Source organism: Parasphingorhabdus sp. W113 (assembly GCF_055693205.1).
In genome coordinates, this window is sequence record NZ_CM146328.1 from 2680291 (window position 1) to 2696715 (window position 16425).

Annotated in this window: 15 protein-coding genes and 1 pseudogene; 7 read left to right on the plus strand and 9 right to left on the minus strand. The window is 58.6% G+C overall.

All coding sequences use genetic code 11. The features are described 5' to 3' along the window. Window positions 1-27 precede the first annotated feature (27 nt). From ACZ1GS_RS12930 to ACZ1GS_RS12945, 4 genes are read right to left on the minus strand one after another with little or no spacing between them, the layout of a single operon-like run. A complete protein-coding gene (locus ACZ1GS_RS12930; protein ID WP_472695590.1) occupies window positions 28-546 on the minus strand; it encodes a DUF2867 domain-containing protein in 519 nt (172 codons plus the stop codon). Next, entirely contained in the window at window positions 543-1469 is a 927-nt protein-coding gene (gene nudC, locus ACZ1GS_RS12935; protein ID WP_472695592.1) for an NAD(+) diphosphatase, read from the minus strand. Before nudC ends, ACZ1GS_RS12930 begins: the two co-directional genes overlap by 4 nt. Next, complete coding sequence (locus ACZ1GS_RS12940) at window positions 1466-2800, minus strand: serine hydrolase domain-containing protein (RefSeq protein WP_472695593.1); 1335 nt, start codon at window positions 2798-2800, stop codon at window positions 1466-1468. Before ACZ1GS_RS12940 ends, nudC begins: the two co-directional genes overlap by 4 nt. Then, complete coding sequence (locus ACZ1GS_RS12945) at window positions 2797-3900, minus strand: A/G-specific adenine glycosylase (protein ID WP_472695594.1); 1104 nt, start codon at window positions 3898-3900, stop codon at window positions 2797-2799. Before ACZ1GS_RS12945 ends, ACZ1GS_RS12940 begins: the two co-directional genes overlap by 4 nt. Window positions 3901-3927: 27 nt before the next feature. On the opposite strand from ACZ1GS_RS12945, the pseudogene ACZ1GS_RS12950 reads away from it, so the two are divergent. From ACZ1GS_RS12950 to smc, 4 genes and pseudogenes are all read left to right on the plus strand, one after another. Continuing rightward, window positions 3928-4503 (plus strand): annotated as a pseudogene (locus tag ACZ1GS_RS12950) (DUF721 domain-containing protein); the annotation flags it as partial. Window positions 4504-4610: 107 nt separating this feature from the next. Beyond that, complete coding sequence (locus ACZ1GS_RS12955) at window positions 4611-5318, plus strand: thioredoxin domain-containing protein (protein WP_472695595.1); 708 nt, start codon at window positions 4611-4613, stop codon at window positions 5316-5318. Between the two features lie 51 nt (window positions 5319-5369). Then, window positions 5370-6113 (plus strand): thioredoxin domain-containing protein, encoded by a 744-nt coding sequence (locus ACZ1GS_RS12960; RefSeq protein WP_472695596.1) that lies wholly within the window; start codon window positions 5370-5372, stop codon window positions 6111-6113. Window positions 6114-6180: 67 nt separating this feature from the next. Continuing rightward, window positions 6181-9618 (plus strand): chromosome segregation protein SMC, encoded by a 3438-nt coding sequence (gene smc, locus ACZ1GS_RS12965; RefSeq protein ID WP_472695597.1) that lies wholly within the window; start codon window positions 6181-6183, stop codon window positions 9616-9618. 111 nt (window positions 9619-9729) lie between these two features. Here the strand turns inward: smc and ACZ1GS_RS12970 are convergent, their stop codons facing one another. Together ACZ1GS_RS12970 and soxR are read right to left on the minus strand one after the other, a co-directional pair. Beyond that, window positions 9730-10605 (minus strand): OmpA family protein, encoded by an 876-nt coding sequence (locus tag ACZ1GS_RS12970; protein WP_472695598.1) that lies wholly within the window; start codon window positions 10603-10605, stop codon window positions 9730-9732. A 301-nt stretch (window positions 10606-10906) separates the two neighbouring features. Further along, window positions 10907-11353, minus strand: a complete 447-nt coding sequence (gene soxR / locus ACZ1GS_RS12975; protein WP_472695599.1) for a redox-sensitive transcriptional activator SoxR — start codon at window positions 11351-11353, stop codon at window positions 10907-10909. 430 nt (window positions 11354-11783) lie between these two features. Between soxR and ACZ1GS_RS12980 the strand changes: the two genes are divergently transcribed. The 3 genes from ACZ1GS_RS12980 (at window position 11784) to ACZ1GS_RS12990 (ending at window position 13112) form a co-directional block, all read left to right on the plus strand. Beyond that, a complete protein-coding gene (locus ACZ1GS_RS12980) occupies window positions 11784-12041 on the plus strand; it encodes a VOC family protein (RefSeq protein WP_472695600.1) in 258 nt (85 codons plus the stop codon). Next, the gene (locus ACZ1GS_RS12985) at window positions 12038-12418 is read left to right on the plus strand and encodes a VOC family protein (protein ID WP_472695601.1); all 381 of its coding nucleotides are present in this window, start codon (window positions 12038-12040) and stop codon (window positions 12416-12418) included. Before ACZ1GS_RS12980 ends, ACZ1GS_RS12985 begins: the two co-directional genes overlap by 4 nt. A 79-nt stretch (window positions 12419-12497) precedes the next feature. Beyond that, window positions 12498-13112, plus strand: a complete 615-nt coding sequence (locus ACZ1GS_RS12990; RefSeq protein WP_472695602.1) for a pyridoxamine 5'-phosphate oxidase family protein — start codon at window positions 12498-12500, stop codon at window positions 13110-13112. Window positions 13113-13183: 71 nt separating this feature from the next. Here ACZ1GS_RS12990 and ACZ1GS_RS12995 read toward each other — a convergent pair whose 3' ends face one another. Genes ACZ1GS_RS12995 through ACZ1GS_RS13005 form a run of 3 tightly spaced genes read right to left on the minus strand, consistent with a single transcriptional unit; the run spans window position 13184 to window position 16347 of the window. Continuing rightward, window positions 13184-14320 carry an MDR/zinc-dependent alcohol dehydrogenase-like family protein gene (locus ACZ1GS_RS12995; protein WP_472695603.1) on the minus strand — a complete coding sequence of 379 codons (1137 nt, stop codon included), beginning with the start codon at window positions 14318-14320 and terminating at the stop codon, window positions 13184-13186. Window positions 14321-14351: 31 nt separating this feature from the next. Beyond that, complete coding sequence (locus tag ACZ1GS_RS13000) at window positions 14352-15287, minus strand: NAD(P)H-dependent flavin oxidoreductase (protein WP_472695604.1); 936 nt, start codon at window positions 15285-15287, stop codon at window positions 14352-14354. A 43-nt stretch (window positions 15288-15330) separates the two neighbouring features. Next, window positions 15331-16347, minus strand: coding sequence for an aldo/keto reductase (locus ACZ1GS_RS13005; RefSeq protein WP_472695605.1), 1017 nt, complete (start codon window positions 16345-16347; stop codon window positions 15331-15333). Window positions 16348-16425: the final 78 nt, after the last annotated feature.

Sequence of the window (16425 nt, forward strand, 5' to 3'; positions counted from 1 at the left end):
GGCCGGAGTGATCCGGCCTGTTTCCGTTTAGAGCTTGCCGTCGCGTGCGGCATTGCCGAGCAGCGTCATCACGCCCAGCTTGTGAAACGGCAGGATCGTGCCGAGATAGAGCTTTCCGCCGATATTATGGGTTTTGAAAAGCGTCGAGACGGTCACACGATCCCGGTCAGCGACCCGGGTTCGCAAGACCGACAAGCGGAAGTCCAGATGCTTGTCATCCCCGCCCGCAACAAACTCATTGTCGGTCCGGCCATAAAAGGTGAAAACGCCCGCTTTCTCGCCAGTGACATAGGAAGATTTCGTCGTCAGATTGTTGAGCTCTTCCGAACGCGGCGCTTCCAGACCCAGCGGGCGGACCAGCCGGTTGCGCAGCTTGAACAGCGAACGGAACCAATAGGGCATCGATCCCATGATCGCGTGATAGCTGTCTTCAATCCGCTGATCCGAAACCGGGACATCGGTATAAAAGGCGTCGGCAAAATCGGCACCGGGCAAATAGGACGCGATCGCGCTTTCCTCCGGGACCGATATCGCCTGGACGGTCATTTTTCCTGCTCGTCGACCCAGTGTTTGAGCAGGTTAAAAGCGATAGCGAAGGGCGGCGGTGCAATAAACGGCGCCTCCGGATCACCCGCCATGGCCGCCTTCACTTCCTCCAGTGAAAACCACGCCGCCTCCTCAATCTCTTCCTCGTCCAGCGTCAGCGCCGGATCATCGGTGATGCTGGTGCACGCAATCATCAGCGAAGAAGGGAACGGCCAAGGCTGGCTGGCGACATAGCGGACATCACGCACCTTGATCCCGGCTTCTTCCCAGAGCTCGCGGGCAACCGCGCCCTCCATGCTTTCACCGGGTTCGAGGAAACCGGCCAGCGCGGAAAATCGCTTTGGTGGAAAACGGGGCTGACGGCCCAGCAACACCTTGCCTTCACATTCCGCCAGCATGATCGTCACCGGATCGGTGCGCGGAAAATGCTCCGCGCCGCAACCACCGGTATCGCGATCGCATTGGCGCGCCCAGCCGCCCTTGCGGGACTGGGTCGGCAGTCCGCATTGCGCGCAGAAACCATGGCGCGCATGCCAGTCGACGAGACTGCGGGCGGTGGCGTAAATCGCCGCTTCATTGGCGTGGAGTGTGCCGAGCATCTGCCACAGCCGCGGGTTGGCCGCTGGTCCGGCATCACCGGCACCGGTCAGCTCGGCGAAATGCGGTGTTTCACCATCAATACCGAGCAACAGCAGGTCGTTTTCCGGTGCGGCATCAATAGCCATGCCCCAGCTCAGATTGCCTTCCGGATCAAAGACCGGGTTGAGGCCATCCATCCGCAGCAGCCGCGCATCCGGCCGCATCATCGCGGCCCGGAGCTTGTCAGGATTGACGCGCACCTGATCCGCCCGGTCCATCGTGCCGCCGGCAAAGGTGGGAACGATCGCGCTGAGGTCGGATGTCATGATCGGGCTGATACTCATGGGCTGGTTTTGCCTTCACCAGCCTGAGCAGCACCCATCAGATCGGCATAGACATATTTCGGAAATTCCGATTGGAACGGGTAGGTGTTGGATGGCATATATTGCGTATATCCGCCGGCCCGGAGCTTGTTGACCGTATCCACAAACGCGGAGGTTCCCGCTGCACCGCCCCAGCCAAATGTCCCAGCTGGGCTTTTCGCTGTTCCGAGACCGACTCGGCCGCCGGCGCCAAAGCCCTGATTGACCACCCAGGTGCCCGTCATGTCTGCGCCTGCCGGCAACAAATTGGACATGCCCAGCTTGGCGGTTTCGGGCTGCATGATGGCGGTGCCGTTCAAGGTTCCGAATCCCAGCAGCATGGCAAGAAACTTGTCATAATCTGCCGCGGAACCCACCAGTCCGGCGCCACCGAAGGCGAAAGCCGGCTTGTCTAGATAAATGCTGTTTTCCGCGGGATCAATCGGGATGAGACTGCCCGCAAAGGGGGCATAATTGTCGGTAAAGTCAGCGACCCGATCCGCCGGCAACTGGAAGAACGTATCCTTCATGCCCAGCGGATCAAACATCCGCTCCTGCAGGAACTGGTCAAGCGGCTTGCCGGAAGCCACTTCGACCACATAGCTGAGCAGATCAAGACTGACCGAATAGCTCCATTTGCTGCCCGGCTCATAGACCAGCGGCAAGGATGCGAGGTTTTTCGAAAATGTCGCGGCATCCGGCGTCGGTGCGCCGACCTCGATGCCTGGCAAGGGCATGCGGCTGACAACGCCGGGGGTAATCCCTTCGGCGAAATAGGCTTTCTGGATCGGCCCCTTGCTGATGATCGTGTAACCCAGACCAGCCGTGTGGGTGAGCAAATGACGAATGGTGATCTGGGTCCGCGCAGGCACCGTGTCGTCGAGCGATCCCTCGGGATCCTTCAATACCCGCAGATTGGCGAATTCAGGTAATATATCGGCCAGAGGCTGGTCCATTTTCAGCTTGCCGTCTTCGATCAGCATCATCACCGCCATGCCGGTCACCGGCTTGGTCTGCGAATAGAGCCGCCACAATGTGTTCAGATCGACAGCCTTGTCAGAACCCAGTGCATGCGTCCCGGCAGCAATGGCGATCGGATCGGAATTGCCGAGACCAATTGCCGCGAGCATCCCGGCCACTTTCTTCTCCGCCACATAGTCCTGAATGATCTTGGTCAGACCGGGAAAAGCCGGTTCCATCGCTATCGTGCGCGCGATGGCCAGCTTGGGTGCGCCCGCGAGCAGAGCACCAAGGCCGATGCCACCGAGCACCGAGCGCCGGTCGAAAGCGGAGAGATTTGTCTTGTCGGTCATTTCTGTTCCTTCATTTTCCACTGCACCGCCTTGGCAAACAAGGTCGGCAGGCCAGCATCCTCAATCCCTCGCAACGGCCACCACACAGCATCTTCGAATTTTCCCGTGATACTATCATCACTGTTAATAGCCATTTTATCCCATTGATAAACCGCCAAATCGACCTCAAGCGAAAAATGCGTGAAGCTATGCTGAACGATATTGGCGTGCAGCTGCCAGTCGCCGTCCAGGGGCGCCCGCCCGTGGCCGTCGGTCCGGGCTGCCCAGCCATCATCCGGCAAGCCGCGCATGGAACCCAGCATGCCTTTGGCTGGCCGCTTGATCAGCAGCAGCTGATCCTCCCGCTCGATCCAGAAAAACCGGCCGGCGCGGACGGGCTTCTTTTTCTTGGGCGGCTTGACCGGCAAGGATTCGGCATTGCCGTGGGCAAATGCCAGACAGTTGTCTTGCAAGGGACAGCGCGTGCAACCGGGATTTTTTGCGGTACAGAGCGTTGCGCCGATATCCATGCAGGCCTGGGCAAAGTCACCGGCACCCTTTTGCGGCGTAAGCGCCTCCATGCCGCGGCGAATATCAGCTTTGCCTGCGGGCAACGGTGTATCGATACCAAAGAGCCGTGCAACGAGCCGCTCGATATTCGCATCGACGACAACCGCCCGCTCGCCAAATGCAATGGCGGCAATCGCCGCCGCTGTATAGGCGCCAACACCGGGCAGCTGCAAAAGATCCGCCTCTTTGTCTGGGAAGATTCCCTGCATTTTTTCAACAATATAGCGTGCACATTTGTGAAGGTTTCGGGCCCGGGCATAATAGCCCAGCCCGGCCCATGCCGCGAGCACGGCCTCTTCTTCCGCCGCTGCCAAATCAAACACGGTTGGCCACCGCTGGGTAAAGGTTTCGAAATAGGCTTTGACCGCCGCCACCGTGGTCTGCTGCAGCATGACCTCGGACAGCCATATATGATATGGATCGGGCCGAGTTCCATTTGCTGACAGCTGCGGAGGGACGCGCCACGGCAAAGCCCGCGCGTTATCCACATAATATGCCCCGATTTCGGCAGAGATAGGCCCTGCGCGATCCTTTACCCTATCGACGTCCATGCCGCGCCTATGGCATGGTGTATCGCTATGGCGAAGGAAAATAGTCCCGAAGGCAAAAAGCCCAAGAGCGGAAAGGCCGCGCCGCGCAAATATAACAAGTTTCAACGGCGCCGGGGTGGCGAAGCCCGCAGCATTTCCGATCTGATGCCGGAAATCGGGCGTGCGGCCTTTCGGCGCTACGGGTTCATCCAGAGTTCGGTTGTCAGTCGCTGGCCGGAAATAGTCGGCGATCGCTATGCCGAGGTATCGTTACCCGAATCAATCCGCTTCCCGCGCGGCGAAAAAGAGGGTGGTACGCTCCATTTACTGGTTTCCGGGGCGCATGCGACGCTGATGCAACATATTACGCCCGATATTATCGACCGGGTGAACCGCTTCTTCGGATATGGCGCGATCAGTCAGGTTCGATTCAGGCAAGGTCTCATAAAGACCAAAGAAGATACTGAAAAACAAAAGAAAAGACCAGTATCTCTACCACTGTCGCTCAAGCCGGCCCCGATCGAATTGGGCGATAGCCTGCGCGATATCGGTGACCCGGAATTGAACAGGGTACTGGATTCCCTTGCCTCGGCTATTGCCAAGTCGGAAGGGGCTCCGCAAATAGAGGAACCGCAGCCCATCACGATAATCGGAAAAGTGGGCGGCGGCAAAAAGCGGTCTGCACAATCGGACACCAGCGACGAGGCTGTGGACAAAGAGAAGGATGAGTAATGAAATTGAGAAGCGCGTTCTTTGCTTCGATGGCGATGGCAACCACCGCGATGATGTCGGTACCGGGCAGCGCGGTCGCGCAAACCGCCGAGACCGACTGGACCAAGCGGGTCACGCAATCCGATAAGGGCGGCCACGTTCTCGGCAACCCGCTCGCAAAACATCGCCTGACCGAATATATGAGCTATACCTGCAACCATTGCGCGAATTTTGATGCCGAAGCGCATAGCGCGATCACAGCCAATTATGTCCGCAAAGGACATGTCAGTTTCGAAGTGCGCAACCTGGTCCTCAATCCGATTGACTTCGCCGCCGCCGTCCTGGCGCGATGCGGCGGTCGCACCAAGTTTTTCGGCAATCACCGTGCCTTTCTCAGCCAGCAGAGCAACTGGATGAAGACATTCCAGTCGACATCGCCGGAAGAGATTAAAGCGCTGAGCCAGGGCGACACAAACAGTCGCCTGAAGAAAATCGCCAAGGCCGCGGATTTCTATGGGCTGATGAAACAGCGCGGCTATTCCAAAAGTCAGGTCAATGCCTGCCTGGTTGACAAGGCCGCGCAGGACCGGGTGGTCGATATGACCAGCTATGCCACCAGGACATTGAAACTCGGCGGCACGCCGAGCTTCACACTCAATGGCAAGGCCCTCGACAAGGTGCACAGCTGGACAAGCCTGCAACCCCGGCTGCTCGCCCTGCCCGAATAGATTGAACCGCATTCACTTTTAGACCCCGTTGACAGAACAGGAACGAACGAAATGTCAAAAACACACTTTCTTTTTCCCATTACCCTTGCACTGGCCCTGACCGGCTGCGGCGGCGCTGCCGAGACCGATGGTGCCTCTTCAGGCGAAGCCATTGCCGAGGTTGCGGCCCCCGACGGCCAGCAATGGTCGGAAGTCGTCAACACGACCGATGACGGCGGTATCGTCATGGGCAATCCCGACGCTCCGCTCAAGCTGGTTGAGTTCATGTCGATCACCTGTTCACACTGTGCCACCTTCGGCGAACAGGCCTTTGATGATATTCGCGACACCTATGTCAATTCCGGTCGCGTGAGCTTCGAAGTGCGCAATTTCGTCCGCGACCCGGTCGATCTCTCTGCGTCGATTCTAACCCGTTGTGGCGGCGAAGCGCCGTATTTTGCACTGACCAAACAGGCGCTTGGTGCCCAGAACGAGTTTCTCACCACGGCCCAGCAAATGCAGCAAAACGGCCAGCTCGACGGCGTGTTACAACAACCTGTCGAATCCCGTTTCGTCGCGCTGGCGGAAAGCCTCGGCATGATCAGCTTCTTCCAACAGCGCGGCATTTCCGCCGATCAGGCCAAAGCCTGCCTGAGCGATCAGGCCGCTGCGGAGAAATTGATGAATGATACCCAGACCGCGGTGAAGGATCTGGATATTGAAGGGACGCCGACCTTTCTTTTGAACGGGCAACGGGTCGAAGGCACGTCCTGGCCGGTTCTCGAAACCAAATTGCAAGAGGCTGGCGCGCGGTAAGCGCCCGCCATCGTTTGGGGGAGCGACACATGATCATGGTGATGGATGTCATAGCGAGGCCATCTGAGTGCAGATAAAAAGGCTCAAACTTTCGGGCTTCAAGAGCTTTGTCGATCCAACCGAATTGCGGATCGAAAAAGGCCTGACCGGCGTGGTCGGTCCCAACGGCTGCGGCAAATCCAATCTGCTCGAAGCCATTCGCTGGGTGATGGGCGAGAGCTCTCCCAAATCCATGCGCGGCGGCGGCATGGAAGACGTCATTTTTGCCGGCACCCAGAACCGCCCGGAGCGGCAATTTGCCGAAGTCGCCCTGCATGCCGCGAGGGAAACCGGCGATCTCTCGTCACTCCATGTTGGTGACAATGACAGCGAACTGGAGATCGTCCGCCGGATCGAACGCGGCGCGGGATCCGCTTATCGTGCCAATGGCGTTGATGTGCGGGCCAAGGATGTCGCGCTGATTTTTGCCGATGCCGCAACCGGCGCGCACAGCCCTGCGCTGGTTAGCCAGGGCAAGATCAGCAATGTTATTTCGTCCAAGCCTACTGATCGCCGCGAAATGCTCGAGGAAGCCGCTGGCATTTCCGGGTTGCATGTTCGCCGCAAGGATGCCGAACAGAAATTGCGCGCAGCCGAACGCAATCTCGCGCGGCTGGATGACATATTGGGCGACATGGAACAGCGCGCCACGGCGCTACGGCGGCAGGCAAAACAGGCAGAGCGCTACAAAAAGCTCAGCGGCCAAATCACGACGGTCGAGGCCCGGTTAATTTACGCCCGGTGGCAGGAAGCAGCGGCCGCAGCCGATGCGGCCAAAATCGAAGCGGAAGCGGCTGAAGCGCAAGTCAATGCCGCGCAAAATGCCCAACAGACTGCGGTCAAGGCTCAGAATGAAAGCGCCAAAACACTTGGCATCTTACGGGCTGACCTCACCCGCGCCCGCGAAGACGCAAGCGAATCCAGCCACCGTCTGCTTTCGCTGACCAACGAGCGCGACAATCTGAAGTCACGCCTGCTCGATCTGCAGGCCCAGGCCCAGCGGATTACCGATGACAACGCCCGTGAGGACCAGCTGACTCGCGATGCGATGGAGGCGCTATCCCGGCTTGAGCAGGATGACGCCCGGCTATCGACGGAGCTTAAGGATCTCGAAGCCGAGCGACCGGCGCTTGAAAAGCAGGCCGAGAAAGCCGAACGGGCCGCCAGCGAAAGCGAAGTGGAGCTTGCCAAGGCGGTGGCTGAGGAAGCGCGCATCCAGGCGGAAATCAAGGTGGCCGATGCCGCATTGGAGGCCGCTCAAACGCGCCATGGCCGGTTGACCGCCGAACTGCAGCGGCTTGTTGCCGAGCGCGCTGAAATGGGCGATGAAGGCGAATTAAAGGCCGCGCTGAGCGCAGCCATAACCGCACGGGATTCGGCACAAAAACAGGCCGAACAGAGCGGTGCGCACATTGCCGACCATGAAGCCCGGCGTCTGACCGCCAGCGAGGCACGCGATGCCGCAGAGTCAGCGCTGGCCTCTCTGAATGCCGAACTGGCGGGGTTGCAGTCCGAACAGCGTGCGCTGGAACGCGAACTGTCAAAAAGCGAAAGCACGCACAAAGCCATAGACCAGGTCACAGCCGCACCTGGCTACGAGCGGGCCTTGGCCGCGGCCCTCGGCGATGATTTGCTCGCCTCGATTGGCGATGAGGGGGACCGGTTCTGGGGTGGAGAAACCAGTGCGGTGGATGGCGGGAAGCCCGACGGCACCGAAATATTGCTCGACCATGTCGATGCCCCGCCCCCGCTCCACAGTCGCCTGTCTCAAATTTTCGTCGCCGATCAGGATGATGGGCAACCGTTGGTCTTGGGCCAGAGGCTGGTCACCACATCGGGCAGGCTGCGGCGCTGGGACGGATTTGTTGCACGCGATGACGGCAATGCCAGCGCCGAACAACTGGTGCGCGCCAACCGTCTGGCCGAGCTAAACACACTGCTGGCTCCGGCCGAAGCCAAGGTTGCGGCGGCCGAAACCGCCCTGGCACAACAGCAGCAAGCCATTGCCACCGCGGAACAGCAGCTGGCCGACGCCCGCAATGCCCGGCGCGAAGCAGAAGATCTGCTGCGCCAGGCGCTGCGGGAAACCGATCAGGCCGAAGAAGCGCTCGGCTGGCTGCAGAAGCGCACCGCCAGCCTGTCCGAGCGGGAAACCGCGCTGCAGCAGGAAACCGAAACCGCCCGCGCGGAACTGGAAACCGCGCAACAGGACCGCAGCGGCCAGCCCGATGGCGCAGCGCAGGAGCAAGCGCGGGCCGCTTTGCAGGACCAGCGGGATGCTGCGCGACAGCAGGTCATGTCCTCCCAGGCGGCCTTGTCGGGACAGGGCCAACGACTGGCACAGGTCAAAGAACAAAAAGCCGTGGCCGCCGCGCAGATCAAATCCTGGCAGGATCGCTCCAGCGAAGCCGCGACCCGGATGGCGGAAATGAGCAAGCGCGCCGCCGCGATTGAAGCCGAAGTGGAATCATTGGCGGATCGCCCGCGGGTCATCAATGTGGAAGTCACCAAGCTGCAGGAGCAGCAAGATGCACTAAACGCGATTGTCACCGAGAAAGATGCCGCGTTACAAACCGCGGAACTGGCTCAGCGCGATCATGAGGATCGATTGACAGCCACCAGTGAAGCGCTCAGTCAGGCCCGCGAAACACGCGCCGGCGCCAAGGCTCGCGCAGAGAATCAGGAACTGCGCCGGGTCGAAATGGGCCGGATCTCGGGCGAGAAATTTGAATGTCCGCCGCAACTGCTGCCTGAAAAATGTGATTTTGATGAAGGCACGGTCGGTGATGCCAGCCTTGAATCAGCCGAACTCGAACGCCTGACGCTAAGCCGGGAGCGTATTGGTCCAGTCAATCTGGTGGCCGCCGACGAGCTCGAAGAACTGGAAGCCGAATGGGAAAAATCGACCCAGGAAAGCACCGAACTGAACGAAGCGATTAACCAGCTGCGGGGGTCGATTGGCAGCCTAAACCGCGAGGGCCGGCAGCGGCTGCTCGCGGCCTTCGAAGAGGTGGACCAGCATTTCCAGCGGCTGTTCACGACCCTGTTTGATGGCGGCAAGGCCCATCTTGAACTGGTCGACAGCGATGACCCGCTGGAAGCCGGCCTAGAAATCATGGCCCAGCCACCAGGCAAGAAACTGACGTCGCTCACCCTGCTTTCCGGCGGTGAACAGGCTTTGACGGCGGTCGCCCTGATCTTTGGCCTGTTCCTGACCAATCCTGCCCCGATTTGTGTGCTCGACGAGGTCGATGCGCCGCTGGATGATGCGAATATCGAACGCTTCTGCGATCTGCTCGACAAGATGGTGGCCGAAACCAACACGCGCTATTTGATCGTGACGCACAATGCCGTGACGATGAGCCGCATGCACCGCCTGTTCGGTGTCACGATGATCGAACGCGGCATATCGCAGCTGGTATCCGTGGATCTCGACGCTGCAGAGGAACTGCTCGCAGCGGAGTGATAGGAGCGTTGCTGCTTCGCGTTCGCGAGACAGCATGGGTGCGGGCCCCGCACGCCCGATTTCACGCAAAAAAAACGCGGGGTGAGACCAACCCACCCCGCGCAATAATGTTTAGAGGCCTTCGACGCTCTTGCTGACCATGATGTTCACGGCTACCCGACGGTTCTGCGCCTTGCCTTCCTGCGTGCTGTTATCCGCCAGCGGATCGGCTTCAGCCATTCCGGTTGGGGTCAGCATGCGATAAGGCTTCCAGCCACAAGCCTGCTGGATGTGGTTGACCACCCGGCCGGCGCGGCGCTCACTCAGCACCTGGTTATAATCCTGGCTACCGACGGAATCGGTATAGCCGACAACCAGCAGCAGCGCGTTGTCCATCGCCTCGGCTTGCGCAGCCGTGGCACATAGCTCATCGCGGGCGCTGTCGGTCAGGTTCCACTTGCCGGTGTCGAAATAGACGTTGGTCGTGCCCTTGATATTATATTTGTCAATATCGCCCACCCGGCCACGCAAGGCTTCGGTGGCGGCGGTCTGTTCGGCAAATCCCTGTGCAGTGCCGTTGCGGATCATGCTGGCGGTCTTGAGATCATTACCCCGGAGGCTGATCTTGCTCGCCACCAGGCCTTCGCCCCATTCCACGGTCTTGACGGTTACCGGCAGACCATTGAGCAAGGAGTCGGCAGCCAGTTCGCTGCGTCCGAGTCCCAAAAAGCCCTTGCTGGCCCGGATTTCGGTGGCGTCAGCCACGATCACTGCGGTGTTGGTGCCATTCTCGCTGGTCACCTGCATGCGGTTGTCTTTCCGCGCGGAAATAAAGCCCTCAATTTCAGGCCCTTCGGTCAAGCCAGACAGATCCGCCGGCGGTGTGCCATAGACGGTGATATCACTGCCCGTTGCTTCCTGATCCTGCGCATAGACACCGATTGGCGTCGCCAGCGCCAGCGTCGCAACCAGCAGCGCGGTTTTTGAACTTCTTGAAAAATCCCTCATAATTCTATTCCTTCACACAATAGCCTTTGCCCCCAATGTTCGTGACTTTCTTGTTCGACCGGTCGGGAGATGGCGTGTCCGACCGTTATGAAGTGTCTTCATCTCGCCAAACAAAAATGCGGTATGAACATCCTAATTGTTCAGGTTATCCTTTCTGGTGCATGAACACAGGCGTTAAACTTGCCGGTTGTGCGGACAATCCGAGTGTCTCGTGCGGCGAACAGTTGTTGCGAGTGGCTCAGAAAGCAGAATAAAATATCCATTTTCGAGATATTGGCGCCATCCGGCAAACCGGCCCTGTTCAGGCTTCATCGAGAACCAGTCGCGGCCCGGGTCCCTTTAAATTGGCGCGATCCTGCGGGTTGTAGAGCGCACATTTTTTCAGGCTGAGGCACCCGCAACCGATACACCCGTCCAGGCGGTCGCGCGTGCGCTCCAGTTCGGCGATTCGCCGGTCGATAAGCGTACGCATCGCCTTGCTGATCTTGCGCCAGTCCGCAGCGTTCGGGGTCCGGCCATGCGGTAAATTGGCCAGCTGTCGCTCGATATCGCCGATACTCAAGCCCAGTTGCTGCGCGATCAGAACAAAAGACAGGCGGCGGATATCGGACCGCAGAAACCGACGCTGACCGCCGCTCGAACGAAACGGTTCCACCAGCCCCTTTTCCTCATAAAAGCGGATGGCAGAAACGGACAGGCCGGTGCGCGCCGCCAGCGCGCCGATGGTCAGTGATTTGGTTTCGGTCATCTCGGGTCTTTCTTCATCTTGTTGGCTGTATTGCCTTGCGGGCATGGAATACCCTCGCGTCGCTCTCGCTGTCTTTCCTTCCCTCGCCCCTGCTCGGCTCGCCCGCCACCATCGCCAAAATGGAATAACGGGAGATCACAAATTATGCTCTTGACCTCAACTTAGCTTGAGGTTGTACGAATCACAAGGACACAGAATTCAACCGGTTTTGGCCGCCTCAACGCATCGTCCCTTGTGTCATTCCGGGATGGCGGCGGTCGAACCGAAAAGGACGAAAGGATTGTCATGCGCTTGAACCAGGTCACCGTTGGCTGTGTTGACTATGAACAGTCGGTCGCTTTCTATCGCGCCCTGGGCTTGACCCAGATTGTCGATGCCCCGCCGCGCTATGCGCGTTTTGAAACCGATAGCGGCGAAACTTTCTCGATTCATGCGGTGGAACGCAATCCCGATCTCGTCGGTGGTGTTGTATTTCGAGACCGAAACGCTCGACGACGATGTCGCCAGCCTGACCAGCAAGGGCATAAGTTTCGACACGCCCCCGACCGACCAGAGCTGGGGCTGGCGAGAGGCGCGCCTGCGCGATCCGGCCGGCAACCGGCTATGCCTCTTCCATGGCGGCGACAATCGTCGCTTCCCGCCATGGCGCATCACCAACCACAAACAAGGAAAAGGACATGAATCATGAACACCGCAAAACTCGAGCACGTCAACATCACCGTGAGAAACCCGCAACGGTCAGCCGACCTGATGCGCGATCTATTTGGCTGGCATATCCGGTGGGAGGGGCCATCAATGTTGGGTGGCCACACGATCCACGTTGGGGCCGATGATCAATATGTCGCGCTGTACACCAATGACGAAGTGCAGGCCGCGGACCCTCATTTCAAGAAGGGCCAACCACTCAATCATGTCGCGATGACGGTCGATGACCTCGATGCCGTCGAGGCGAAGGTGATTGCGGCCGGGCTGGAACCCTTCAACCATGGTGATTATGACCCGGGCCGGCGGTTCTACTTTTTCGACTGGAACGGGAACGAGTTCGAGATTGTAAGTTACAGCTGATCAGTCCCGCCTTCCCATTCGAGCCGCCCGCGGGTAACCTTTGACCGCGGCGCCCCGAACCGGATTGCGGAGACAGATCATGGCCTATACATTTCTCGATATGCTGACCACCGACAGCGTCCGCGATGCGCAATCCGAAAATGGCGCCCGTGACCAGTGGGCAGATTTTGCCGGAGATCGCGTCTTTGATCATTTTGACGACCGGGCCGCCGCTTTTATTGCCGCGCGCGACAGCTTCTACATGGCGAGCGTGTCCGAAAATGGCTGGCCCTATGTTCAGCATCGCGGCGGCCCGCCCGGTTTTGTAAAAATACTGGATGACAAGACGCTGGGCTTTGCCGATTTCCAGGGCAATCGCCAGTATATCAGCCTCGGAAATGTCCGGGCGGATGACCGGGTGGCCTTGTTCATGGTCGATTATCCGCGACGCAAACGCTTGAAATTGCTGGCCCACATGAAAGCCCACTCGCTCGATGGGAATCGGGAACTGGCACAGCAGATTGTCGATCCGGACTATCCGGGCCAGCCGGAACGGCTGATCACCCTGTCGCTGGAAGCCTATGACTGGAACTGCCCCCAGCATATCGTCCCGCGCTATACCAAGGACATGGTCGACTTGGCCGCCCAGCCCCTACAAGACGAAATCGCCCGCCTGACCGCAGAGAACGCGGCCTTGCGGGCGAAATTGAAATGATCATGGCGCGTTCCCGCCATCCTGATTTGCGTGCAGGATGACGGGAACGGCGTTATTTCAGATTGCCGTTCTTACAGGCTTGGATTGACCAGCACCTTTTCGCCCGTGGCTTTCTTCTCATAGGCTTTGGCAATGTCCGGATCGATCATATCGAGCAGGGATATCTCGCTGCTGTAATCGCTGTGGAATATTCCGTTGCGTTCGGCGACGGTGAACATGCGCATTTCCATCATCCGCTCCATGCCGACTTCTTCGAGATGCGGGGTCAGCAACCAGCCGCCGACACCCCAGTAGAGGCCATAGCCGGCACCCAGGATGGTGTCACCGGTATCCAGGCGTCCGTAGATATAGACCTGCTTGTTGACGGTCGACCCATAAACACTGAACTCGGCGCCACGCTTGGCCGCCGCCTGTTCCATGGCAGTCAGAATGTAATTGGCCATCTTGCCGCCGCCAATTGCGTCAAAGCCCAGCGTCGCGCCGGTGTCTGCCAGCGCATCGACGAGGCTCGGCATGAAGTCGTCCTTCGAGCTGTCGAGCACATGGGTCAGGCCAATATCCGTCAGAATCTTTTTCTGCTCGTCACTGCGCACGATGGCAACCAGCGGAATATTCTCCTTGAGGCAGAGTTTGGCGAGCATCTGTCCGAGATTCGAGGCGGCAGCGGTGTGAACCAGTGCTTCATGGCCTTCTGCGCGCATCGTGTTGACAAAACCTTGCGCGGTCATCGGATTGACGAACAGACTGGCGCCTTCCTTGGCCGGCGCGCCTTCTGGCAGCGGCACACACATCATCGCCGGCATGATGCGATGGGTGCGATACATTTCACCGCCGACGATCGTGACCGTCTTGCCGAGCAGAGCCTGCGCGGCATCGGAGGCCCCGGCAGCAACAACCTTGCCCGCGCCTTCATTGCCGGCAGCGAGCTTCTTGCCCTTACGGCCAGCAAAAATCCGCATCATCTTCGGGTCGATATCAGCGACCAGCGCCGGATGACCGTCAACCTCTTCGCGGCGCACGGTGCTCATGTCCGCTGGCGCGGTCAGCAAACCGAGATCCGACGGGTTGATTGGAACCGCCTCCATCTGGACGACGACTTCATGATCCTTCAATTCTGGCACGGCATAGGGTTCTACGGACAGCACGAGTTTGCCATCTTCGGTCACCGTGGTGAACAATTGCTTTGCGTCGGTAATATCGTGACTCATGGGTATTTTCCTCTTTCTGAATTGGGATCGTTTAGAAACTTCTGGCGCTGTTCATCGCGCTCATGCGTTCGGTAATCTCGAAAAACTCGGTCACCGTTTCGTCAATTATCTGTTTGGCAGTCTTTATCTCATCAATCAAACCGGAGGATTGCCCGGCCAGTCCGACCGCGGCCTCCATGTCGCCGCCAAAATAGACATCCAATATGCCCTTGAACGTATCTGGCGGCATCAGGCCGTCTTCATAGATCTTGGCCGTCCGTTCGGTTTTCAGCGCACGGATACAGGGTGTTGCCTTTTTGTTGAGGACATAAGTGCCGGTTTCCTTGGCATCCAGTATCGCTTGCTTGTAATTATGATGCACCGGACTTTCGGCGCTGGAGACAAAGCGCGTGCCCATCTGAATGGCTTCGGCGCCCAGCGCAAAAGCCGCCGCCATGCCTTTGCCATCAGCAATGCCGCCGGCCGCGACCATCGGCACATCGGTCTGACGCCGGATCGCCTGTAGCAGAACCAGCGTGGACACTTCTTCGGGATTTTTGAACCCGCCGCCTTCCGCGCCCTCGACCACCAGGCCATCAATGCCGGCTGCGACACATTTCATCGCCGCATCGACCGTGGGAACGGCGTGATAGACGGTGATTCCGGCTTCTTTCAACGGGCCGATAAATTTGGCCGGACTGCCCGCCGATGTGGTCACAAATTTCACACCGGAACCACATATATGATCCAGGATCGCCGGATCCTTAAGGAACATGATCGGCAAGTTCACGCCAAAAGGCGCATCGGTGAGATCCGCCATCTTGGCGATTTCCGTGAGGCAATTTTCGGTTTCACCGGACGATGTCTCGATAATTCCGAGACCACCCGCATTGCAAACCGCAGAGGCCAGCTGGGACCGCGCGATCCAGCCCATCGGGGCTTGCACGATCGGATATTTGGCACCGGTATGTTCCAGGAAACGGTTCATGGCTGGCTCTTTCCTTTGGTCACTTCAGATTTATTCAGGTCCATCAGCCCATCGGGTACATGATTTCCCGGCTGATCTTGTAGATCCGCTTCATCACTTCGGCGCTCAGTTCGACATCAGCCGCGGCAAATATGTCCGCCAATTGATCGGTATGGGTTGCCCCGACAATGGTCGATGCGACGAAATCATGCTGTTTGGACCAGGCGGTTGCGAGGGTGACTGGCGCCATATCCAGTTCTTCGGCAATCGCCATGAAGCGCTTGGTCGACTCTTCCGTTTTGGGATTCACAAACCGTTCAGCCATTTTCTTCTGGCGTCCGCCGAGATTGAGATAGGCCGAGAACCGGGCGCCTTCCGGCGTCGCGCCATCATTATATTTGCCGGACAACATGCCACCACCAAGCGGCGAATAAGGGATCAGGCTGACCCCCTCCTGGTTGCAGACCTGCGCGAGTTCATCTTCGAACCGGCGGTTGTTCATGCTGAAATTATTCTGAATCGTGCAATAGCGCGCCACGCCCAGCCGTTCGGATGCCTCCAGCGATTTCATCAATCCCCAGCTGGTTTCGTTGGAACACCCAATCGCACGAATCTTCCCTTTGCGCATTTCCTCGTCGAGCACTTCCATGGTTTCATCATAGGCGGTGCCATGGTCCGGCCAATGGGTCTGGTACAGATCAATATAGTCGGTATCGAGCCGTTTGAGACTGGCGTCCAGCGCCCGCACGATATTGTGGCGATCCATCGCGGTCATGCCGGCGCGTTGGGCCGATCGGATCCAGCCATGGCTGGGCCCACTGACCTTGGTTGCAATGATCAGGCTGTCGCGGTCCTTGCCCTTCATCCAGCGGCCAACAATCTTTTCGGTTTCGCCCGCCCATTCGGGTTTTGGCGGAACCGGGTAATTCTCGGCGGTATCAAAGAAATTGATCCCCGCTTCTACCGATGCGTCCATGATCCGGTGCGACATGGCTTCATCTGCACCGCTGCCGAAAGTCATCGTACCCATGCAGATTTCAGACACGTAAATGGGGCTGCGACCAAGGCGGCGTTGTTTCATCGAGGACTCCAGGAAAAAGGTCAGTTAACTAGACGATTAAAATGGCAGAAATCGCTTAGGTTGCAAGAGGCAATGTAA